At 42.1% G+C, this 22,629-nt stretch carries 13 protein-coding genes; 1 reads left to right on the plus strand and 12 read right to left on the minus strand.

The genetic code is table 11. From position 1 onward, the window contains the following. From RJ47_RS16965 to RJ47_RS16980, 4 genes are read right to left on the minus strand one after another with little or no spacing between them, the layout of a single operon-like run. On the minus strand, positions 1–825 hold the full coding sequence (locus tag RJ47_RS16965) for a serine/threonine protein kinase (RefSeq protein ID WP_039485531.1): 825 nt from the start codon (positions 823–825) through the stop codon (positions 1–3). Beyond that, entirely contained in the window at positions 816–2,864 is a 2,049-nt protein-coding gene (locus RJ47_RS16970) for a protein kinase family protein (protein ID WP_039485533.1), read from the minus strand. Before RJ47_RS16970 ends, RJ47_RS16965 begins: the two co-directional genes overlap by 10 nt. 28 nt (positions 2,865–2,892) lie before the next feature. After that, positions 2,893–3,777: a hypothetical protein gene (locus tag RJ47_RS16975; protein ID WP_039485536.1), complete on the minus strand. Its 885-nt coding sequence runs from the start codon at positions 3,775–3,777 to the stop codon at positions 2,893–2,895. Next, positions 3,777–5,531, minus strand: coding sequence for a DUF3696 domain-containing protein (locus RJ47_RS16980; protein ID WP_039485539.1), 1,755 nt, complete (start codon positions 5,529–5,531; stop codon positions 3,777–3,779). The genes RJ47_RS16975 and RJ47_RS16980 overlap by 1 nt, the downstream gene beginning before the upstream one ends. A 234-nt stretch (positions 5,532–5,765) precedes the next feature. Here RJ47_RS16980 and RJ47_RS16985 point away from each other — a divergent pair, with 234 nt between their 5' ends. After that, a complete protein-coding gene (locus RJ47_RS16985; RefSeq protein WP_156143338.1) occupies positions 5,766–6,236 on the plus strand; it encodes a hypothetical protein in 471 nt (156 codons plus the stop codon). A gap of 20 nt (positions 6,237–6,256) precedes the next feature. Here RJ47_RS16985 and RJ47_RS16990 read toward each other — a convergent pair whose 3' ends face one another. The 8 genes from RJ47_RS16990 to RJ47_RS17025 all read right to left on the minus strand — a co-directional run bounded on the left by RJ47_RS16990 (position 6,257) and on the right by RJ47_RS17025 (position 22,628). Then, positions 6,257–6,793 carry a HEPN domain-containing protein gene (locus tag RJ47_RS16990; protein ID WP_039485544.1) on the minus strand — a complete coding sequence of 179 codons (537 nt, stop codon included), beginning with the start codon at positions 6,791–6,793 and terminating at the stop codon, positions 6,257–6,259. A gap of 160 nt (positions 6,794–6,953) precedes the next feature. After that, the gene (locus RJ47_RS16995) at positions 6,954–8,501 is read right to left on the minus strand and encodes a VWA domain-containing protein (RefSeq protein ID WP_039485547.1); all 1,548 of its coding nucleotides are present in this window, start codon (positions 8,499–8,501) and stop codon (positions 6,954–6,956) included. Next, positions 8,498–10,027, minus strand: coding sequence for an AAA family ATPase (locus RJ47_RS17000; RefSeq protein WP_197058151.1), 1,530 nt, complete (start codon positions 10,025–10,027; stop codon positions 8,498–8,500). The genes RJ47_RS16995 and RJ47_RS17000 overlap by 4 nt, the downstream gene beginning before the upstream one ends. A 39-nt stretch (positions 10,028–10,066) precedes the next feature. Continuing rightward, positions 10,067–10,690, minus strand: coding sequence for a hypothetical protein (locus RJ47_RS17005; RefSeq protein WP_039485548.1), 624 nt, complete (start codon positions 10,688–10,690; stop codon positions 10,067–10,069). Continuing rightward, positions 10,690–11,781 carry a ComEC/Rec2 family competence protein gene (locus RJ47_RS17010; RefSeq protein WP_039485552.1) on the minus strand — a complete coding sequence of 364 codons (1,092 nt, stop codon included), beginning with the start codon at positions 11,779–11,781 and terminating at the stop codon, positions 10,690–10,692. The genes RJ47_RS17005 and RJ47_RS17010 overlap by 1 nt, the downstream gene beginning before the upstream one ends. A gap of 253 nt (positions 11,782–12,034) precedes the next feature. Further along, on the minus strand, positions 12,035–18,349 hold the full coding sequence (locus RJ47_RS17015; protein WP_039485554.1) for a DEAD/DEAH box helicase: 6,315 nt from the start codon (positions 18,347–18,349) through the stop codon (positions 12,035–12,037). Further along, positions 18,346–21,654 carry an STY4851/ECs_5259 family protein gene (locus tag RJ47_RS17020; RefSeq protein ID WP_039485557.1) on the minus strand — a complete coding sequence of 1,103 codons (3,309 nt, stop codon included), beginning with the start codon at positions 21,652–21,654 and terminating at the stop codon, positions 18,346–18,348. The genes RJ47_RS17015 and RJ47_RS17020 overlap by 4 nt, the downstream gene beginning before the upstream one ends. 317 nt (positions 21,655–21,971) lie before the next feature. Next, positions 21,972–22,628: a hypothetical protein gene (locus RJ47_RS17025; RefSeq protein WP_039485558.1), complete on the minus strand. Its 657-nt coding sequence runs from the start codon at positions 22,626–22,628 to the stop codon at positions 21,972–21,974. Between the last annotated feature and the right edge of the window lies 1 nt (position 22,629).

The following is a 22,629-nucleotide window of genomic DNA, read 5'->3' on the forward strand; positions in this document are numbered from 1 at the left end:
CTATCCTCTGCTATTAAGTTTCTTTGAAGCCTCTTGCAAGGCTTTAACGATTGAAAATACCTGCTTAGTCCGCTTTCTTGAGTCAAACTGTAAACCCTGACTTAAGGTATCTTTAAGTTTTAGTGGCGTGAAATCTGGTACTACTAAAACCAACTCATCCCAATCAGAACCCTCGAAGTTTGGTTGTAGCAACACTGGAGCGCCGATTATCAAATAATGAATCAATTGAGAAAAAGAAAAAACATCCGAAGCTTGAGTTAAGCTAGCATGCCTTACGAACTCTTGTTCTGGAGAACGGTAGTGAGCTGTTCCTTCTTCTAGTTGGCGTTTCTGATTTGATAGACCAAAGTCAATAAGGCTAACGTCCCTTACATTGCCATTCTTGTCACTGTGCACAATTACGTTTTCGGGCTTTAAATCTCTATGAATTACATTGTAACGGTGTAGTTCAACGAGCTTCCATCCGACCTTCTCAGCCACTTTCAGGCCTTGAGCTAGTTCACGTCGGTTCTTGGGAGCTGATGGAACGTATTCATTGAGCGGAGTGCCTTCGATCCAATCCATCAACAAGTAATGCTTGTTCCCTTCTCGCCAGTGTTGATGACATTTAGCTGCAATGCCGAATGGCAGACGATTTAAAGCAATAATTTCATTTTTGATTTCTTTTACGGCTCTACTATCCGACGCTTCTATTTCTTTCAGGCCATAATACAACCCAAGCTGCGGAAGCTTAACTCGATAGAAAGAGCGTTTGGTCGCATCACATTGATATATCGTCTTTTCAATAGGGTACTGCTTTACGTATGCGTTTGTTGTCATTTCCATGTCTCTAGCACCTCTAAAACTTGTCTAATGCTTGGTCGGTATTTGGGAGTGATATGTAAAATACGTTGCCAGAACTCTACGTGACCTTGTGGTATGTCGAGTTGCGTACATAGCTGCTTCCAAAAAGCAGGACGCCGCCCTTTAGTCACCAATTCTTTTGCTGATTGCTCAAATGGGAGTTCACCAGCCAGCGAGTAAAACGTAATAAGGCCAAAACTAAAAACATCAGCAGCAAAAGTTAGCGATTGCCCGGGTTCATTCACTTCAGGAGCTTGGTATTTTTGCTCAAATGTTCTGCGTGCATTTAAAGGCAGAGTTGCTACCATCTCTTGCTGACAAAGCTCAAAGTTAATCAAGACAGGTTTGCCATTTGCATCTATACGAACATTAGACAGATTGATTGCACGGTGGATGACTTCAGGCTCACCAATATTCTGAATTTGTTGAATAGTTTCTGCTAAGGAAATGAGTAACCTAATCCGCTGCTCGCGACTTGGATTTTTCTCTAGCCAGCTGGCAAGATTTTGCTCAGGCGCTTTCTCTACGAATACAAAAAACCTATCGTCAACGAGCTCTTTATCTTGATAACGCTGTACACCGTCGACTCGGCTTAGCCTTTTTAAAACAAGAGCCTCTCGTCCTATGCTCTTTAGCTCACTTTGTCGATGTACAGCACTCAAGTGATCTAAATTGAAGCACTTTGCCCAAACCTGTTCTTTAAACAAACTCGCATTGTAAACCGTGAAGTAATCGGTAGATTCGTCGTCAACCGGCTTTAGTTCAACATCGTAATCACCCACTGTTATTAAGTCCTGGACGGTTTCCGACTGAAATGTGGTTAGGTCTTTGACCAAGTGATTAATTTCAGAATCGGTTAACCTTCTTTTTGGCTTTTTGCCAAATCGTGACCGACAAAACGTGAACAATAGATCACTCAACTGTTCTGATTTTGATACTAGAACTTCTCCCGCCTTCATAAATGGAGAAGGAATAGATTGACCGTCATACAAACACTCAACATTTGCATTGTGCGAGGTAAAGATCACGAGACCAGTATTCTTCAATTCAGGGGGCAAGGCTTTTAGCTGGGGTAAATCGCCAAAGCGTTTGAGTGCCTCTCTTAATTTTGTAGCAGGATTAGAGAGAAAACTTCGTCCCATGTCGTTATCAACCAATAAGCTGTTTCGTTTATTGGTTCCCATATCAATAATAATCGCTCCATGATGATCTTTTAACTCAAGAGGGATCACACCGAACGGATAGACCAGCAGGCCATCAAACAAGCGAGATGAGTTTTCACTTAAGATAGGCGGGCAAGAGACAATTCTAAACCCATCAAACGCTTTCTGTTTGAATAACTCCGTCGCGATTTCTGCTAAACCTCTACGCTCATGAAGTCGTTCTTCTTGAGGGCCTACAAAAGGATTATATGGCCAATTATGATCTGTAAAAGACTGCGAACTAGCCATTGGGAATATTAATGCAGACCAGTCATCATCACATACCGCTGGTAAGAGCTTTTGAAATAACTGCCCGCAGTTTAATGCATCAGATGTGAGCGCTAGAGAGTCCATTATAGAGCTGTCTAACCCATCACTAGTCAAAATGAACTTCGTTGTATGGTCAGTGGTTAATGTTTTACGTAGGACAATTGGTGTTGCAGGGCTACCGACCACAGACAAGGGGTGAATCTCGTTTCCTACCTCCTTCATCTGTTCTACGTTTTGCTCTACCTTAAAAAGTCGAAGATTCCCTACTAAATGAAGATCGAATTGACGTTGCCGTTGAGTTATAACACCTAGTGTTGATTGCACATCATTTGCTTTAAAAAGCTCATGCAATTGCTCAATCACATAGCCAGCATCAAAAAGCTCATGCATTTGATTAACCGCTAGCCAGTTACTTAATAAATCGATACCTTTATGGACGTCACACCCAGACACCATATCGGCAATTACTGCCTGGCGCCCTGATTGATGTATCCATGTAAAATCCCCAACGTTGTCTTTTCCGGACACATTTTTAAACTGCAATTCCATGTGTTAGTTAAGCCTTTATTATCTTTCTTTAACCCAAAAGTTGGCAACTTTCTGGTTTTTGCTGTTGATACTGTTCGATACGAGTTCTTGTATCTTTATATTCCTCCAAACCACATAAGCTAATGCTCAAATGATCTGATTGAAGCCCCTTCTCTGGCGCAACAGCGAAACCCTGCCCTGCTTTAATCGCAGCAATGTCGGTCAGCATGTACCTATCATGAATAAACTGATTCGGCACTCGGACATAAACGAGCTTTATTTGACCACCAAGCAGTTGTTTATATTCTCGCTCAAATACGCCAGAGAGGTTGCCGCACTCCATCGAAGTAGCAATAGTGATTTTTTTTATGCTGCCCACCTTTGCTTCTTTCAAAATCGCTTTGAGCAATTTATTTCCCGGTAACTTGAAGTAAGGGTCGGCGATTGTAAGCTCCCTACCTACCATTAATAACGGTTTAACCACAGACATGATCTCTCGATGAGTTTTATCAATCCAGAGTGTAGGAGGGATTGCCCACGCTTCATCACCTTCAATTATTTGTTCATAGTTGGTATGCGCTACGCCATGTTTTTCAGTCACAACAGCATTGAATTGTCTCATTGAATGCTGTGTTTCAACCCATTCTATCCAATTACCATAACCACTCTGCGCTGTTAAACTCGCTCGATCTCTGGGCAATATAATCCGTGGCAGTGCCTTTTCTCTTTGCATCTTATTAAGAAAATTTGTTATGGACTTCTGTTTGTTGGGAGAAATTCCTGAAGCTTTAACGCTTTGATAAGCCTCTCTCACCCATTGCTTAGTTGGGGCAACAACATAGCGACCACTTTCGAATCCAAATGCGCTTTTTAATAAGGCGTAATAGTGAAACTCTGAAAGGCAATGAGGATCGAGCGCTATCTCCTTGTACATCAGAACAGCTCCTCATCCCTTTCATCAAAAAATCCGTCAGGCCAATTGGTTGCAAGGTCACCATCGTCAGTCAACAACGTTCTATGGGAAACAACGCCACATTCAGATGTTTCAAGATAGATAATCGAAATATCTTCTTTTTTAACGGGTTTTAGCCCTCTAGCTAAAGTTCCTTCGGTCGTTTCTCTTATTCGTCTGAGTAACCTTAGTACTAAGTGCTCACTATGGGTTTCTATCAAAAACTGATTTTTTTCATTAGATTGGGTTAATAAATCACCAAGCCCTACCTGTGCTTTAGGATGAATATGTAGCTCTGGTTGTTCAATACAGATAAGTCCTTTATTGGACAGTGAAGCAGCCACCACAAGAGGAAAAACCTGAGATACCCCAGCCCCGACATCCGCGGCTGATACTTCAATATCGTTGTGAAGGTCCCAAAGCGTAATATTGTCTTTGTTGTATTCCAATTTCGAAATATATGGCTTAGGTAACGAGTCCTTCCCTCCCGACTCTATTAACTCTCTAGTGGCTTCACTAAAGCCATCAGGATCATGAATGTATTCTATTTTTCCTTGTTCAGTTTTTCTAACTAGTGCGTAGCCTAGATCCAACTGTTCTTTTCCTGCCAACCAATAGTTGATCTTCGAAAGCAGGTTTTGGTCGGCGTTGAAAACCATATCCCAGCTGGCTTTGCCGTTGTACCAATCTTGCTGCTTAATACTCGCATCAGCTTCAAAGGTTGAATCTGGAATGTGGCGCAATGGCCCTATTGTTAAGCTGTCTTGGAGTAGCTCTTGTAGATTATCTAAGCTGGCAACAAATATATCGCTGAACACTTCTTCTATGCGTTTGGTATTAAGGGCATCATCGGCTTCAATGCTCGTCGTTAACCTTTGCCCCAACTTAGGCAACACACCTCCAAGCGAGCTAAATTGAAACAATGCATGCTGCTGCTTTTGACCAAGATAGCTAATTTCGGTCAACTCCGCTTCAGAGGTTGCTGAGTTCAAAACTAAGTCGTGAAACTCACCGCATGCTCCTGCATCATTAAAAATTTGGTAATGTTCAGTCTCAGCATAATCACCCTTGGTCATTTCGCAAAGTGACGAGTCGAACAAAGGATGCAGCTCACCGTCAGCACAGTATGATTCAAACCATTCATCTTGCTGGTCCGTTATCAACAACTTATGTAAATAGTTCACCAAATGAACTTGGGCATTAGGCGAATAATCCGGGTTGACAGTTTCAGCAATAAACTCATCATCGAGCCAAACTGCCTGACGACATACGAATGCAGTGTTGGCGGCATGCGACCATTTGATCTCTAGCTCAATAGCAATGGTATTTGCCCACTCAATTGGGCTGCTTATGGACAATAGTTGGCGCTTGAGGTTGCCTTGAAGCTTGTTTTCTCGCTCTTGGATATCATCGATAAAAAACAGGCTATCATCATAACTGTGTCCCGACGTTACCTCGGGCTTCTGGTATTCCACTTTAAGGGTAATATTATTTGATAGATCCTTACCATGAACTAGGTTCTTAAAACCACCGACATACTTGTTGGACATGGCCTCTAGGCGTTGCGGATTACACTGCCCTTTTTCTAGCACCTGTTGCAAATAGAACAGAGCCATTAGCACGGTGCTTTTGCCCACACTATTCGGACCAAATAGTAAGGTGACAGGTGCAAAATCAATCGTTTGGGTTTGCTTGAAAGAACGAAAGTTGGTTAGAGATAATTTGGTAATCTTCATACTTAACTTTTACTGCCTGTAGTATTCGATATTGATGTGACTCATTAGATCAGCAACTTACATACTGTGATATCACCTTGTCACGCAGGTTTACAGCATGGATGTCACAAATATAAACTAAAGAACTATTCGATCTTCATTACTGCTACGCATCATCAAAATTAGCATGCTATTTAGTCGCGCTCGTTACTACGCTGCTAAGCTTAAACAAATCATTACTCGTGGAGTGAAGGCATGAAATATATGGTCGGACTGTTCTTTCCTTTTATTGGGTTTATTGTTGGTTCTCTCGCCATACCATTGGGCATTGTATTAGGTGTAGCAAGTTATGTGATGCTATCACGCGCTCAGACATCGAATAATTTTGAAACCAAAAACGTACTAAATGAACAATTAAGTCAAGATCCAGACTTGCTCTCAAACGAATACAACGTTTTAAGCGCAGACGGCTTAGACATTTCATCCCCAGGGGCATCTTCATCAATTGATGATGATTTCACAATAAACCCCGTATCAGGACTGCCGATGATTGGCGGTATTGGTGGCTTAGACGCTGAAGGTAACCCTTATGGCATAGATTCATCAGATTCCTTACTCAGCTCATCAATATTCGATGAGTCCACCAGCAGTTGCTTCGATGACTCTAATTTGTTCGATGATAATTTTGGGTGTGGTAGCTCAAGCTTTGACGACCCATTTTCGTAATCGGAAAACCGTAGATAAGTTTACAGTTCCGCCAACCGTTTATCGGTAACAGTAACTAACTCTCGAAAAAACCTAATACATTTGTCCAGTTCTTCACGCTTAACGATGTGAGCTTCAGTTATATCAGTTTGAGCGCGGTGAACTGCCTCTCCTCGTTTTTTTAACCATTTGTTAAGCTGTTCTCTAGCTTCATCGGCGGTTTGAAAATTGTTCCAAATCCAAGCTTCGGTGACATCAATTCCAAAGAACTCAGCAAAAAGTGCTTTGGTCTTTTTTGAACCAGGGTTGTGAAAATACTTTAGATGTTCTTTCAGTCGATTCTCCACAATGCTCCCGAGTTGAGAACCCTTTACTACTCCATACTTCGCATCAACTAGCTCTTCTGCTATATCTTCGATATAGGTTTCCCATGCCGTTAGAGTCATTATTAATGTCGCTCGCTTTAGTACCTCTGGTGGTTGAGATTTGGAGTTGCACCCGTTTAACTGATCGTAACACTCTAGCAATTGCTCTGCGTCGGAGATCGCGTACTCAAAATTGGCTTTTGCTTCTGACATCCTTTGTCCTAGTTATCATGACAATATGCATAAAGTGGAATTTACCATATTTATACTTAATTCATGATAACTAGGTTCAATAAAGTTGAGTTACTTCAATAAGCTAATGACTCATGATAGCTGCTCACGCTCAGAGCATGTTCACACCTCCAGCAAGAGGCTAACGTTTTAAATCAACCCACTCTGAAAAGTAGTGCATTGGGTCACAAATTTTGCTCATTGATGTGTAGTGAGTATTCCCGATTTGAATACCATGAACTTGTAGTCCCTGCTTCTCTCTTCGATTACCAATTTTCCTACTCAACCCTGAAGACACAGAAAACTCACCATCGCTCACTAGCAAAATATCCGCTTTGTACCACTCTTCTGAATCACACTTTTCCAGTGCTTCGTTAAGCGGTCCTTCCGCATCTGTGCCTCCACTGAAAGACATCGTCAGGAAGTTAAGCAATTCATTGAACCCTGAAGTATCTAACGTCAGGTCAAGTTCGCTAACCTCCTTCTTACTTCCAAAGAGATAAACGTAGCAACGCCGTTTTTCTTTGAAGGCCACTTTCAAGCATTCCAAAACCGTCGCCTTGGCAATGTTTTCAGGTAACCCTTTCATGGAGCCTGAAGTATCCAAGCAAATCACCATCGGGCCTCGATTCTTATTGCTTTTATCGCTCTGCTTTTCATTAACGGACTCTTGCTCTAGCTGCTCTTCTGTTTCCAAAACCTCTGTCCCTTCCACTGAGTAAGAAAGTAAAGCATGCTCAGCTCGCTTAGAGTGCCACAGTTTTTTGAGTACCGGATTGGTTAATAGTGAGGCTTCCTGAGGCAACATTCTGGAGATCGAATCTGACCTAATAATGCCCTTAGTCTCCATTGGAACAAGTGGTGTCGTGACAAACCTCTCCCGCCTAGAAGCGACACTCATTTTGATTACGATTTCTTCAAGTACTGAGCCTTCTGTTTGCTCATCTCGCCCCAAGTCTCGAATCAAGTTTTGTAACTTCGGGAGTTTTTTAACAAGCTTGTTTAACCGAACAATATCAAGCCAGCCATGGCTTTGGAAAACGCCTTTTGATAAGTCAAAGCCCAAACCTGTGATCAGCCCAAGTTCAGTAAATACCTCTTCTAATTGAGCCCATACCGCTAGCCTCTCTTGCCATACACCTGGCAAGATACCAACACCATCCTTTTCAGAGAGCAGCTTCTGCCAAACCTCCTCTGAGGCAGTAGCCGCAATTCTTGATTGCTGGGCGTTAGTAAGAGAAATAGGTTTAGTTTGTTTGCGTTGGTTCTTTCTCTTCTCTAAAGCTTGCTTGATTTGACTTAACGCTTCATCTTCCAACTTCTTAATCAGGTCAGTTATAAGAAGAGATGCTTTAGATTGAAGCTCGTCTATTGCCGTCAGAATGTCAGATAGCAGAGCATCTGTGATCTCTTCACTTTCAGCGCAGTACCGACTTAATCCGGTTTCTTCTACCGCTTTGCAAATCGCATTCGTCAGTGGTTGAGGCGCTAAGGGAGAAATACTCGTAGGATTCTCTCCCGTTAGAAGCTCATTTCTGGAGTTAACTAATGACTTGCATCGCTCTACTAACTCACCATTGGTATTTGTAATAACGGCCGGAAGAAATTTCTCCGGCACATTATCGAGGCATGCAAATTGGCTATCCAAGTTCAATAACGGAGACTGAACCTGATAGGGTTCAAATGTCATAAAAGTTCTCCTTCAATTGCATCAGACTCTAACGACACCTCGTCAATTTCAGTAGCAAGGGCTTTTTCCACTGGTAAATTAGAAAACTCATCGGCTAGTTTCTTAGCCCTTATTAGAAGTTTGTCAGCTTTTGCCTTAGACTCATTAAGTGCTTCGATAACACAAGGTAAAAGAGTTAAATCTAACCATAAACTTTGCGAAAAGTAGGCTTCTACCTTTTCCAACTCACCTTCAACATTATTGGCAAACATCTCAATACTATTAATCAAATCTGAAACTGTGTTCACCCTGCTATCAATGTGGGCTTTTGAAAATTCATTTTTTAAAATTATCTGCTTATGCGTGATTTTTTCTTTTGCGGGTTCATATTCTCTTCGACTGTATCCGTAAGGGTCACTTTTATCAGTCGTTTCATTACCATTTCGGTCTATAAATAGAAGCCTGCCACGATGGTCTTTTTTCTGTCTAGTACTGGTCTTATGGGTTGTCTCTTTCCCATCAGGATCAAGGTAGAGTAACTGTCCTTCATCATTGTGCTTAACTGATTGTTTCTCTTCTTGTAGCTTAGTTTCCAAAGCACTTAAATACTTGATCAGATTTATAGGAGGCTGTTTCCCATCAACGGTCACCAATCGCTTGTAGAGCTCTTGTAGGCCCTCAAATTGTTCTGGCTGCTCCCATAAGCAATGAGGCAAAATCCAAGTATCGTAAATACTGGTTTCAGTGAAGCCTGAAGTGAAAGCAGACACCTTGATTAACTTCATCAACTTGCGCCAACGTCGATCAGATATCTCTATCTCTTGCGACTTCAAATAGTTCTTGAACTCTTTACACGCTTCAATGGTCGCTACGGTCAATTCCACCTTTTCTGCCAGAATCTGTACCTCTTCGAGATCATCAAGCTTTAAGCGTATATTGAGTTCAGGTTCAAAGTCTTTCAACGCGCCAGTCAATAGTTGTTCAAACGACTCATCGGACACAGGCGACACATAAGAACGCAAAATAAATCTATCGTATAAAGCGCTCAGTTCTTCCCCTTCCGGTAACTCGTTGCTTGCTGCGACAACAGAGATTAAAGGAACATTGACTCTTCGATTTCCATTATCAAACTGACGTTCATTTAACAGTGTTAAAAGGCTATTCAAAATTGCGCTATTTGCTTTGAAGATTTCATCGATAAAAGCCACTGATGCTTCAGGGAGATAACCACTGGTGAGTCGGTTATAACGATCTTCTTCTAGAGCTTTGATTGATAGCGGCCCAAACAGTTCTTCTGGAACAGAAAAACGCGTCACCAATCGTTCAAAGTAATTCGCCTCAACAAACACACTCTTCAAGCGTTTCGCTAATTCACTTTTAGCCGTTCCTGGGGGCCCAACGAGTAACACATGCTCACCGGACAGAGCGGCTAGCATCATTAGTCGTACTTGATGCTCCCTTTCTAATAACCCATCACTCATCTGAGCCATTAGCGTTTGAAGTTTGTCTTTTCTGTTAATCGTTGTTGCGCATACTGTCGTTGTCACAATAAATTCCTTTTTAATTTTGTTGCCAAATGAAACACGTTATAAACTCACGGCAATAGCGGTTGTTACCAGCCTGTTCCCTGCATTTCTTGCTGCGATGGAAAAGCTTGCGATCGCTACCCCAAACACCCACAAAGATTGATAACTTATTTCTGAAAAATATTCGCCCAACAATTGCTTCGCGACCAGCAACGCAAAGGCACTGACAAAAGATACAGCCGCTGCATCCCGATACAGCAAATAAGCTCTGTGAGTTGAAACCACTTCGTCCTGCTTATTGGATGGACGATAAAACTCTTTGTACCAATAACTATTCTGCTCGCTATTATTTTGCTTCAACAATTCAAACTCGGACACTCGGGTCTTTAGAAGCGCAGTGTCAATACGTCGATCTCTCTCTGATAACCGAATAAAGCGATGTCCTGGTAGCACATTGTTCCATCGCCAAAATACCAAGACGCTCTTGAGTTCAGGAGACATGAGGTGGCTAAGCCACCCCGAAATCACACCTATAGCTAGCATCGCACCACTAGTGTCTTTTAATATATCGACATAACTGATATCAAAAGCACTTTGATTTACGAGTGATACCACTGAAAACTGAACTACCATCAATACTGAGAGCGGGACAATATTATTGGCTTTCATCGCGATCCCCATCATTATGCCACCTCTTCTTCATAATCGAAGTGATATGGCTCAGGGTTCATACTATTCCATCCATCACGGCCAGGCGCATTGTAATGGTGACAAATACCGGAACCTCGCGTCGCTAGTGCTTTGACACCTCGGTGAGTGAAAGCATTCATCACAGCTTTCCGTGGGTGCTTAGGCTCACCATTTTTAGCCGTAGAAGCAATTGCCGTGATGTTTCGTGAAACACCTTGGCTAATAGGCTCACCAACTAAACGATTTAGAACAGTGGTCCCAATATTGCGCTTACTGCCATGATGGGGGATCTGCATAAACCGAAGGTCTGCTCCACTTGTACACTGTTCTATTTGATCTGCCGCGTGTTCCAGAGCCTGAATGCCTGCGTCCCCAGTAAAAACAGAGCGTCTTCCTTCGACGACTAATTGGGTGATCACACTCGAGTTGTTTTTTGCTGATGTTACCCCTTCATCATCAATCTGGTCTTCACCCCAAGTGGCAAAGAAACGACGAATAGATGCAGCTGCTTTTTCAAAGAAGCTTTCTAATGCATTTGTTGCGTTGGCTTTTTCAGGCATGCCATCAAAATCAGGAATGAGGGATTCGTAGTATTCGACAGAAGGTCCGAGAACCTTAATACCACCGCCAGTGTCCGTTAAACCAGTAAAAGGTTCACGTATAGTGACCCCTTTCGATTCAGCCAATTTAACCAGTGACCACGCTTTTTCGAGGTTTTGTTTAAGACGTTCCCCTAAGCTGTTGTCCGTTACTCGTCCATCTTTGAATTTATCAGCAAGTCCTTGATTATGTAGCCAAGGCTGATGAATCCAAAGTTCTTTTACTTCGAGTTCATTGAGGACGGTTTCCAAACCGTTAATATGGTCTTGATCAGCGTGAGTATTAATGACCAAATCCACTTGGGAAGTACCGAAACAAGAGGTGATGTGATCAATAACCTTTGAACCTGTGCTTTGAAAGCCACCATCAATCACAACAACAGTTTGCTCGTCACGTGAACCGTGTAGATTCCCATAGCGAAGTGCGATCGCATCACCGCTCTTCGACTCTTCACCGACACCCAAAAAATCAATTTCGTAACCCATAACTTTTTCCTTTTTCTATGAAAGTTATGAGTTACTAATCAACGAGCATGCCAAAACTTAAGTTATTGTTTTAATTGAAAATGAAACTTAACTCACCAAGATGAAAGGTAAATAATTTTACCATTAGTTATTTATTTTACTGACACTTATTGATTCATATAAAAGCGCCATCCTATGAATGGCGCTTTCAAGTCGCTATATTGCCAAATCGAAGCACTTATTTGACGAGTTACCATTGCCATGAAGTTTCGAACTAAAGCAAGCTTGTCGTTATTAACGTTGGCCAGTCTGCACTGTTTTTAACGCTTGCCTTTGCTTGCACTTCAAGCATTCTTTTAACTTGATCGAGACTATCTCTTTCAAAGTCGAATCGGTGCAAGCCATGCGTTAACTCCAGCCACCAGTACCCAAAGCCTTGATCTAAAGTTATCTGAACTGTGTGACCTGACTCAAAGCTAATAGTTAATACCCTTCTATGTTGAATTGTCTTTTTGTCCTCAACGATATTTATCTTAGTTGTTCTACCAGTAGCGTTTTCTAACCAAGCCTGAAAAATCTGCCTAAAGTCTGCTTTGTAGTCCCAATCATGACTGATAAATGCAGGCTGTCTTCCGTTCTTTTCATCAAAACAGGTATCTACCAAAACCTCACAATCGTTATGTCCACAAACCAAACCCTTTATGGCCTCGGATACAAGCATTACGGCTGATGGGCTTTGCAAGTAACGGTCTGAATAGTGGACTTTTTTTATAATATTACTCGATATGAGCTCCTTCACACGGCTATCACTATCACACACTAGTTGCTTGAATTGCTCACCTAATTGAGTCAGCGTTCCATTCAACTCTTTGATAGCTTCTATCTGGATAGCCCCAACTTGAGACACGCTCTCTGGTTCCACTTCGATAGTGTATGGAATTACCGAAAGTTCCGGTTCAACAGTTGAGATGACAGAGATATCGTCCGACATTAGCCATTCAAGACCAGGTATTCGTGCACTATCTTCTAGGTTAGCTAAAGAAAAACAGCCGACATCAGTTTTCGCTTGAAATACCATCAGACCAGTATCGTCCTTGGTAAGGTATAGTGATGCGCCTATATTACTGATGTTCTTCAAGAATAATTTTATGTCGTCTGGATAATCGACGTCTGGAACAACAAATGACACATCAATATTATTACTCAACATTTCGTAAACTCGAGATTTGAGCAAGGTTACTGACGTATCCCAACGTTCTATATTGCTCGATAGAACAAACTTCACTTCGCTAACCTGGCCAGCAACCACTGATGTAAGCTGCTCTTTAATGCTCAAAGGGCAATATTCAGCTTCAGTTAGCAATCGTTGATACTTCGAAGGTAAATTTAAATGGTTAGTAAAATTATCGCCTAACCATTTGAGCGCAATCTGCCTGTTCAATTTGTCGGTATCGTGTCTTGAATCAGACTCTAGTAAACAATCCGGACAAAATGCATCACAAGCCTTGGTGCATTCAAGCTCTCGTAACATTTGGCACAATACTTGAGTAATGTGATGTGATGTGGATGTAGCGAAACCAGCTCCACCACTTACACTATCACACAACTGTAAAACCATCGCATGCTGACTTTCACCGACAACAGCTGGGCGTACACTGTATTCAACTTCATTGACTGAGATGCCTAAAGTCTTTACTAGTGCTTTTCGTAACGCAACAACAAGTGATGTTGCAATGACCCTACCTTCATCACTGTCAGGGATATATTCTCCAGTGTCAGGGTGCCTTAAAACTAGCTCGAATACATCAGTTTGTGAGTGAACTCCAAGATGTATACTTTCTAATATTCTTCCTGAGCCATCACAATCCCCGTGCCGATCATTTTCATCTTTGGCAAACTTACTTGGCCGTGGTGGCTTATGTGTACGTTCAAGGTTTAGCGCTTTTGGTAGCTCTCCCGTTGATGTCATAGATTCAGCCCGCCCACAAGCCATGCACAGTGCAAATCCAGTCCCACTCATTCCCGAGCTATAATGAAACACTTTACCTTGATGATCAGTGATCATATAACCTAATTCAGAGACTGGTAAAGGTACAGGAACCCCCTTAGCACTTACCCAAGCAGGTTGCACTGGAACATAGGTTTGATGCGCAATGTTGTTAGTAGGCTCAATATAATAATCAGTCACAAAACCAGTGGGTTGGATAACTTTTTTCCTGTACTCATTATCTATAGGAATAACTTTTCCACACATTACATTACTGCACGTTAATGACTCGAGGTTAACTTGTTTATTCGGATTAGACTCATACCCTGTCTGACCACAGTGAGGACAACGCCATGCAAGATCAAATTTCTGGGCATCTCTTGAGCCTTCAACATGAACATTTTGCCAATTCAAAGAAATTCCAGCAGAGCGATGAACTCTACCGTCAATGACGATTTCCGAACCTGGTGCATATTCACGAATAGCTACAGACAAGTTTCGAGAAGGGAGGCCACGGTTAATTGACACGTTGTCTTCACGCTCAAGCTGATTCTTGTTCTTTTTGAATTTTTTCTCGCGAATATAATCAGCTACGTTGTCCGTATCTATACTTACAACATCGGTAGGGAAGCCATAACCGGGTAGAAATGCTTTTGTTGCCAAGTCCCTCAACAGATACTCTCTACATAAGCGAGACTTCTCGTTGTCGAGCTTATGAGCATATGGGCCATTTGGAGCCGTATCATTAAGCTCTGTCTGAATATATTTATATTCCCCAACCCACTTTTCACTGAGTTCTAGAATTTTTTTAGCAGTCTGCTTTACTAAAATATCAGGCGACACGCCCGACAGAGCGGTCCCTTTAACTAACTTTTTGACACCATCAAGATATGAGTTTTCAAGACTCATAACCCAAAGAGAAAAACGTTCCGCAACTGACTTACCCCCAATGTCAGGTAGATAAAACCATTCAAGATTCAGGTTAATCTTCTCTTTATCTGTTGGGCCTATAACATCGACCAGATAGCGTCCTAATAAGTAGGAGTTCACATGACGCTGCACAAGTTTCTTAGAACTAAATTCAACATGCGGTGCAGGGATGGATGTGGTGAATGCCCATTTAGGGTTATTAAAGACTAATGTGTCATGAGGATTATTCTTGCATATCGTATAGCTGAGAGCCCTAGACTCTTTTGAACGGCCAGCACGCCCCGCTCGTTGAAGAAAGTTAGCCGGATGCGGTGGCACATTATTCATTACAACAGCAGTAATACCACCAATATCAACCCCCATTTCCATAGTTGTTGAACAGTTGAGGACGTTCTTCCTGCCACTCTTGAACTTCTCTTCGTAGTCTGCCAAGCGCTCTGCCGATTGCTGCGCCGAATGTTCAGCAGTTGCGTAATAAAAACCACCTTCGACGGTTCTATCGTTGATATCCGTCCATACATTCTGCTCTCTAAGTGAACGAATTTCCTGCGATTCCTCAATATCAGAACGTATTGATTGGAGCGACTCGTCATACCCTCGATCGCTACCTTCAAACTTCCAAATTGGAGGAAGGTTAACGCGAGTACACTGATAGTCTGAATAGTTACCATTCGCTGGAATGTATGGTGTTAAGCCTCTAAAGGTTGTATCCAACACCTTGTTTGTGACTGGGCAAATATACCCTTCACTTAACAAAGCAAAACTAACTTCTCTCAAATCAAGGCTATATTGTTTGTCTGAAGTTGAATCTCTAAGAATTTGCAATTTGGTTAACGTCTTCCAAGCATCCTGCAACCACCCGTTAATTAGCTGCTCGCCTTCCGTTTTTTCTATATCGATACCCGTTGCTACACGCAACAGCGTGATCAATCTTTGTTGAATTTTTCTACCTTTATTTATCTGAGGCCATTTCTTAATGCGACTCTCTTCTTCTTCTTTTGAATCTGGAGCTATGAGGGTTTTCGGTGCAAAGTGCATCCCGATCCAACGTCCCCACTCCCTATCTATGTTCACGTATGTGTTTTCACGAACAAAGAAGTCAAGGCAGACTTTTAGGTAGTCTTTCCAGTCAGACAGAGTCAAACCACCTTTCTCTTTCCATTGCTCAGGAGCCTTACTTAGTTTTTCAACTTCTGGATAAACAAACCTTATCAATCCTTGTGTTTCAAGGTTGTTTTTAAACTTCGGTCTCCTAGCAAGTTCTCTTGTCAATAACATGTTAGCGAGCTTTAAAGAGCCAGTGGTTACGTCAAACACCTCAGGAGACAGTCTCTTATTCTCTGTCAAAATTGAGTTCTGTAAATCCTTATCCATGCTAATTCTATCGGCTAATTCCTTCCAAGAAATTGCTTTTGGAGAATACCTTGATGCTCCTTTCTCGAGTGCTGAAAGGTATTGAATTAGCGCTTCAGCAACTTGTGGTTTCCTCTTCCCTGCAATAAGGATAAATTCTTCGATATCCTCAACCGTTGAATCCTCGATATATGGACGAACGATATCTAATAAATCAGAATCGATCGCAAGTTCCTCTTCAACGTGCTTCCTCAACTCCTTGAAAACTAAACCGCGTAGTCGAGAACGTTCCGCTTCCTGCTGCATTTGAACTGACATTTTCGCAGTGCCCTGGCGGCTGTCAGTAAAAGTAATAAGGCGACGCCCCCGCCCCGGAGCATCTAATGGTCCGTAGCCAGTTTCTTTATCTTTTTCAATATCGGGGCAATACTCCAAAACGGTTGGTACAGCGGTTGTTGTATAAAATGGAGCTCCTAATAAGCCTCGTCGTAGTGCTTTAGCATGTTGTCCTCTACCGGAGAATCCACATTTGCTACACTGCTCGCCGTCATCGAGATATTTAGCTAACCGTATACTGCCCGACTTAACACTCGCTTCTTTACCATCGTGGTCATAAATAGTTTCAAAAAATATATTTTCTTGGTTTTCAGTAGCAGCGAGAACCAGCATACTATCGCTAGCTTTAAGGGCGCTATATTGGTCTGTTCTTTCCTCATCTATGTATTTTTCCCCCTCTTCCAAGAGAGAAAACTCATCAGTTACTTTACCTGTCCATTGAGTAAGTACTCCGGTCTTATCTACACCTAACAAGTGCGGTTCATTACACTCGCTACAAAATGACAGCTCTAGTACCGGCGCACCACAGTCACATTTCTGTCTTTGCTCACTAAGCACCTGACCAAACTGCCAATCTCGATTGAGATGGGTGCCTGACTTTTCAGAGCAATTGGGGTCAATACAAGCCCAAAGTCCGTTTAAAGTTCGTTGAAAGTAATGAGCTCTCAATTTAAGGAAGGGTTGTGCATTTCTATCGTATGACTCTTTCGTCCCAGTGCATATATCTAACCAACGATACAGTTCATTCTCGGTCAAATTGATTGGACTTAAACTACTGGCTAACTCAGAAAAGAGTAACGGACTAGAGTCTTTGGCAGTAAACGCAGATCTTATCCTTTTCGCTATTTCAGATTCACATAACGCTCGATAGCGACTTGCCGATACATAAGGGTCTTGGACATCTTTTTTGTTTTCAGGCAACTCTCCGTCAGGGTCAATGCTCTCTATGACTGAGATATCTTTGTTATTAAGTGGGTAATCAGGAAGTTTCGGTACTGCTCGCTTGCCACCAATAACATCAACTTGTGTTTCACTTACACCAGCAAGCTCAGCTAAATACGTTCTAAGTTGTGATTCAGCCTCTAAGCCAGCGATTGTTGCCGATGTTGCCACAAAACGTACATTTTCCGGTTCTACTTCAAACGCCTGCATTACCCTACGAAGTTGCAACGCAAGTTCAGCAGCTTGAGAACCCACGTAAGTATGCGCTTCATCTAAAACAATCCACCTTAATTTTCCTTTCGATTGTTCGATAATAGGAGCATCAGCTTGTCTCACCAACATATACTCAAGCATTGTTCCATTCGTGACCAAAATTGGAGCTGGGTTATCGCGCATTAGATTACGTGACAACACTTCTTGCGGCTGCTTGGTCTGTATTTGACTCTGGCTAGCGCTTGGGTCATTGGGAGTATTGCCATTAAACAAGCAAAAGCGGATATCACCTTCAAAATGTTGCGTCCAAGCGTTTAGACGCTCTTTCTGTGAATTGATTAATGCATTTAAAGGGTAAAGGAATAGCGCTCTTACGCCTTTTAGTGCTTTCCCCTCGGTTTTTACTTCCCGCACCAAGTCTTCAAGGACAGGAACCATAAAACACTCGGTTTTCCCCGAACCTGTACCACTGGTAATAATTCTAGATTTAGGCTCTGGGTTGAGTAAGTCTCGCCATGCCGCCAGCTGGTGCTTGAATGGAGACCACTTAGCTTTAAATGCATACCTTCCGTTAATATCATCGTCTAATGCTGTTACTAGCTCCTTTGAAAGCAGTCCTTCTGAGACCAAATCGCTCATTTGAACTTTACTTTCTTCCCAGGCAAAGGTTTGCTCAAAAACAGGGCCATGAACAAAGGGCTCAACTGTTTCAAATCGTTCGCTTAGGTGGTTACGCAATGAGGGGTTGCTGATACCGAGAACACTCAATGTTGACTCTTTCGCACGATTGTTTGCTTGTTGTTTTAATGTTGAAAAATAGCCTTTCATTTTCTCTCACCAGCCATAATACAAAGTAATAATTTATACATAGGAACAAACCACTGACGGTCAAACTCAATGAGCTGGCGAAGAAAAAACTCATTCGCAGGCTCATCGCTAATACCAATTTCGGAAAGCGTTGTTTTTTGTAAAACCAGAGCTGATGCATACAATGGAAAGTACAACACCGCCTTTTGAAAACCTTTACCATCGGGGATAGAAAATGTCACAAGGTCTTGGTAATGGTCGAGACACCACTCTTCTATATCGTTTGAAAACATCGTCGGCCAGCGTCGGTCACTAGTGTGTAAGCTTCTAACTTCCGATACTGAATGAGCCGAGAAGTACTGTAGTACGCCTCTGAGATTCTCTTGAGGGATAATTGCTTTATCAAGAACCAAATGTCTGCAATCAGATTCGAAAACAGGGCATATTTGCGATATATTGTCTAGCTTCTGGTTAATTAGCTTCGTGACAATCCTTTCTGGGTAACCGTCATCACGAATTCCTTGAATGAAATTTTGAGAAATGCGCTTCCAAGCAGCGATCGGTATTAGCTCCCACATTACGTTGAACTCAGACTGTAACCTACTCATCAAAGGAATAGGGTTATCAAAGCGAAATGCCAGTGCTGCCAATACGTCCTGCCTTTTTACTACTGACTTCCAGATTTCAAACGTTGCTAGCGGCAAATAGCCAAATCTTGTTTCAAGATCAGCAAGAAATGTCCAGCCACTATGGTCAAAATCCTTAACCATTTGACCCAACACTTCATCTATAGCACTAGGATTGACATGACAAACTGTCGCGGCTTTCTGTAAACTTCGGACATCAATTGGGTTCTCTGCAATTTTACTTCCGGGAACAAATCTAGCTCGAAATGCTACTTGAGAATCAGGTGATGGTACGATTAGAGATGGATTTTCAGGAAACGAAGAAAGTTCAAATATACCAGTAGCTACACCTTGAGACTCTCTTTGGGTCAATGGTTTGGGGTGAACCGTTGGATTCGTAAGATCAATTAGCACAGGCTTAATCTTACCAAAATCCTTAATCTCACCTTCAAACTTGATGCATGAGTTTTCAAATTGAGTCATCGAAGAATAGCGTCCAATCTGAAACTGAACAGTTTTGCATGCCCCGCTTATCTCAAGTCGGACTAGATCATCCAAATTTCCATTTGTAGCCAATAGTTCTCGTACATTATGTCTAAATTCATACAAACTAATTTCGAGTGGCTGACCCTGAACCTTATATTCCCATAGGTAGTAAGCCTGTCGAGAACTGTTAGGAGAGCTAAGTTCGATCTTATAGCTGCACTGCTTACCAAGCCTTGGAAACAACATAAGCCGACTACCCAGCAAGTCCGCCACTGTCAACAACTGAGGCAGTTTATTGTTATCCTTGTCGTAAGCTAAAACACCCGTTGAAGGAAAAGGCACACTTACCACAACCGGAGCCGCCATTAAATTGGTCGTGATTTCTAATAAAAGCTCACGAGGAGGAATGCATAAAGTTGATTTAATCTCTAGGCATTTACCATACTCTGTTGAACGAGCGACCACATCAACTTCAGCATTCAATACCTTAACGGTAAATCGGTTTACGCAATGGAGTTCAATACTCCCTCTGTCTGCGTCTTCGGAAGAGCTTAATCTGATCTCGAATGACTTGGGCAAAATCGCCAGTCTCTTTTGAAAAAGCGTATGACCTTTGTTCGACTTTACTTTTATACTTTGTAAACCAAAAATGCTTGCCTTATGCCCCAAACCAACGGGTTCACCTGCCACTACAACCTGAGAGCAAATGTCCTGTGTAGTAATTTTGGGTAACCCCAGATAAACGGGCTGGCCTTTAGCTGTGCTAAAAGGAAGTATTTTTCCATCTATTCTGACCTCATCATACTGCATGTTGTTCGCAGAGGTCGTTATCAGGTAACGATCTATTTCAAGCCCATTATTCACAGAGACTTTCAACGTACCACTAAATGTACCTACGGTATAACCATAGTCTGTCGTGATTTTTACATCTTTAGCCTCTGATTCATCTACTACCGCATTTGATGGACATAATACAGTCAACGATTCCGCTCTAGTACTGATGCTACCTGTACCAACAAACATCATTTTTTCATCAATGCAACTTAGTACTACCGGTACCTCACCAATCATTATTTCCGAATTAGATATTTCTTCTCTATGAAGTAACTTACCGGCCTGAAGTACAATTAGATACAGCGCTTGTTTTGGGTCAACTCGATTGAATCGACAAGACGTGGACCTTAAAACGACACTACACTTGCCAGTATCACTATGAATATGACCAACGCCGATTTCCGCAATTGGCGTACTACCTTCATAAATAAATAGCTCTACACGACTAGTGACCGTATCTTCGCGCCTAAAAGGCATATCTACTATTTTGGCGAGCTTGATCTGGGTGACAAACTGGAACTCTGATGTATTAGCGAGCCATTGCTGACATGTAATCCTCTTATCTGCATGTTTTTTATTTCGATGTTGTTGTGATGCAGATGAAAGCAAACCAGACAAAAATTCGTTACCAGCATTACCGTCCAATGGGATAGGAAACAGTTCACGCCAACCGCCAGCGTTATCATCCAGATATGCAGCTGGATTGTTCTGTTCATCCAAATCGTAGTCTTCAGTTAGACGCAATAACAACTCAGTCATTCGAGTAATTAAGTTAACGGTGGTCTCTTGTTTAAATGCCTCGGGTAAAGAGTCCATACACTCGGTCACCAATTCTACTGGCGAATATCCAAAGTCTTTTGCATCTTCATAAGACTTTAATATGCGTTTGAATATTGCCTGAAAGCGGCTATCCTCACTGGCAAGCAGGCCATAAGGAAGCCCTCCCTCTTTAAACAATGAACCAAGATAGCTGTTTCTTTCGTCTTGATATTGGCTAATAGGACGCCCCCAGTAGGCTTTTAGCCCGCGCTCAACGACATTCTGTCTAATGTTAGCGTCGAGTTCATAGCCTAATGACTCCCAAATCCCAAACCAGGTCCAGCCCCCCATGTAAAAGCGACGATACCATTCTGAACAAAAAATTGAGAAAGCAGCACACCAAGTTTTGCTTGATTGAACTTTGCCTATCCGTATTAGAATGTTTCGCAGCTCAATAAATTCCGATTCTTTAACGTGATATTGGTAAAGTGGTTGTCCATTTGGTAATGACAGCTCGTTTCTATGTAAAAGCCTCGTCAACCAATCTTCGATAGTGACAGGCGATATCGAATTGCTTGTTGTATTGATACGCCCCTCCACAGGAGGAATATTCAAATCCATTTTACCCAGCCTTTGTATTGAAGTGGAAGTTCCATGTTTTTATTGTGTATTCACATGATATCAATAAAAACAGCGTTCTCTAACGCTCCACATCCCGCATTTGTATGTTACTTGTCACATAATAACCAATAAATCTAAATGCGTGCGGTATCGATAGATAGTTTTTGATTAGAAAGCTATAACAAGTTACATGCAAAAATCTATCCCATTGTATTTATTGAAATTAATGCAAGACCAACTAGAAAAAACACAAGAAAGATTACTAATAGTAACTAATATTACATTGGAGGGGTGTAATGTCATGGATGAAGACAGCGCTAGCGTCTAAAAGGAACAACATTACTCATGTCATAAGACGATGGCGTTTTTTGAGTGATTTGTTTAACGTATTCAAACAACCGCTCAATTGGAATGAAGCGCTGTTTCTTGTTGTTGACCTTGATGCTTTTAGTTTGAGAGTTTATATAGTTAGAAATCTCAAATGCTAGCGGCTGGCTTAAGCGCTCGAGGTTTCTATCCTCTAAGGTTTGCGTGACCCATTGTGCTGCATCAGCAATATGGCCGTTAACACTCAGGTCGGTGTTCTTTATCCAGTACGGCGCGAACTCAATGTCGCTGAGCTGTGATAGCATTGTAGCAATGTCATAATGGCTAACTAAGCCGCTCGTTTCCAAAGCTTCCACAAAGGCAAACTGCCATTCTATTTTTAACCGTTCAGCGAGTTCGACGGGCGTGAACATCATTCGATTGAGCGGAATAAAATAGGTGAAGCGGCTATTGGCTTCACAAACGATGAGACTTTTTTCTAGCGAACGGTAACGGTTTTCAATCAGGTGCAACTGCCAGCTCATAGTAGTGTCATCCGAGCTCAGTTTATTAACACCTGCTTGTTTACCCTCTCCCGCTGGCAAACGCGGGAAGTCGGCTTCTAGCCATTTGTTTAGCGCGTTGGTAGCGCTGAGTTGAAGTTGCATA

The organism is Vibrio sinaloensis (assembly GCF_000808535.1).
Classification (GTDB): domain Bacteria; phylum Pseudomonadota; class Gammaproteobacteria; order Enterobacterales; family Vibrionaceae; genus Vibrio; species Vibrio sinaloensis_D.

What these genes read in the sequence shown, in the direction of transcription:
- RJ47_RS16965 (WP_039485531.1), bottom strand. Translation starts at nt 825, where the DNA reads ATGGAAATGACAACAAACGCATACGTAAAGCAGTACCCTATTGAAAAG.
- RJ47_RS16970 (WP_039485533.1), bottom strand. Translation starts at nt 2,864, where the DNA reads ATGGAATTGCAGTTTAAAAATGTGTCCGGAAAAGACAACGTTGGGGAT.
- RJ47_RS16975 (WP_039485536.1), bottom strand. Translation starts at nt 3,777, where the DNA reads ATGTACAAGGAGATAGCGCTCGATCCTCATTGCCTTTCAGAGTTTCAC.
- RJ47_RS16980 (WP_039485539.1), bottom strand. Translation starts at nt 5,531, where the DNA reads ATGAAGATTACCAAATTATCTCTAACCAACTTTCGTTCTTTCAAGCAA.
- RJ47_RS16985 (WP_156143338.1), top strand. Translation starts at nt 5,766, where the DNA reads ATGAAATATATGGTCGGACTGTTCTTTCCTTTTATTGGGTTTATTGTT.
- RJ47_RS16990 (WP_039485544.1), bottom strand. Translation starts at nt 6,793, where the DNA reads ATGTCAGAAGCAAAAGCCAATTTTGAGTACGCGATCTCCGACGCAGAG.
- RJ47_RS16995 (WP_039485547.1), bottom strand. Translation starts at nt 8,501, where the DNA reads ATGACATTTGAACCCTATCAGGTTCAGTCTCCGTTATTGAACTTGGAT.
- RJ47_RS17005 (WP_039485548.1), bottom strand. Translation starts at nt 10,690, where the DNA reads ATGATGGGGATCGCGATGAAAGCCAATAATATTGTCCCGCTCTCAGTA.
- RJ47_RS17010 (WP_039485552.1), bottom strand. Translation starts at nt 11,781, where the DNA reads ATGGGTTACGAAATTGATTTTTTGGGTGTCGGTGAAGAGTCGAAGAGC.
- RJ47_RS17015 (WP_039485554.1), bottom strand. Translation starts at nt 18,349, where the DNA reads ATGAAAGGCTATTTTTCAACATTAAAACAACAAGCAAACAATCGTGCG.
- RJ47_RS17020 (WP_039485557.1), bottom strand. Translation starts at nt 21,654, where the DNA reads ATGGATTTGAATATTCCTCCTGTGGAGGGGCGTATCAATACAACAAGC.
- RJ47_RS17025 (WP_039485558.1), bottom strand. Translation starts at nt 22,628, where the DNA reads ATGCAACTTCAACTCAGCGCTACCAACGCGCTAAACAAATGGCTAGAA.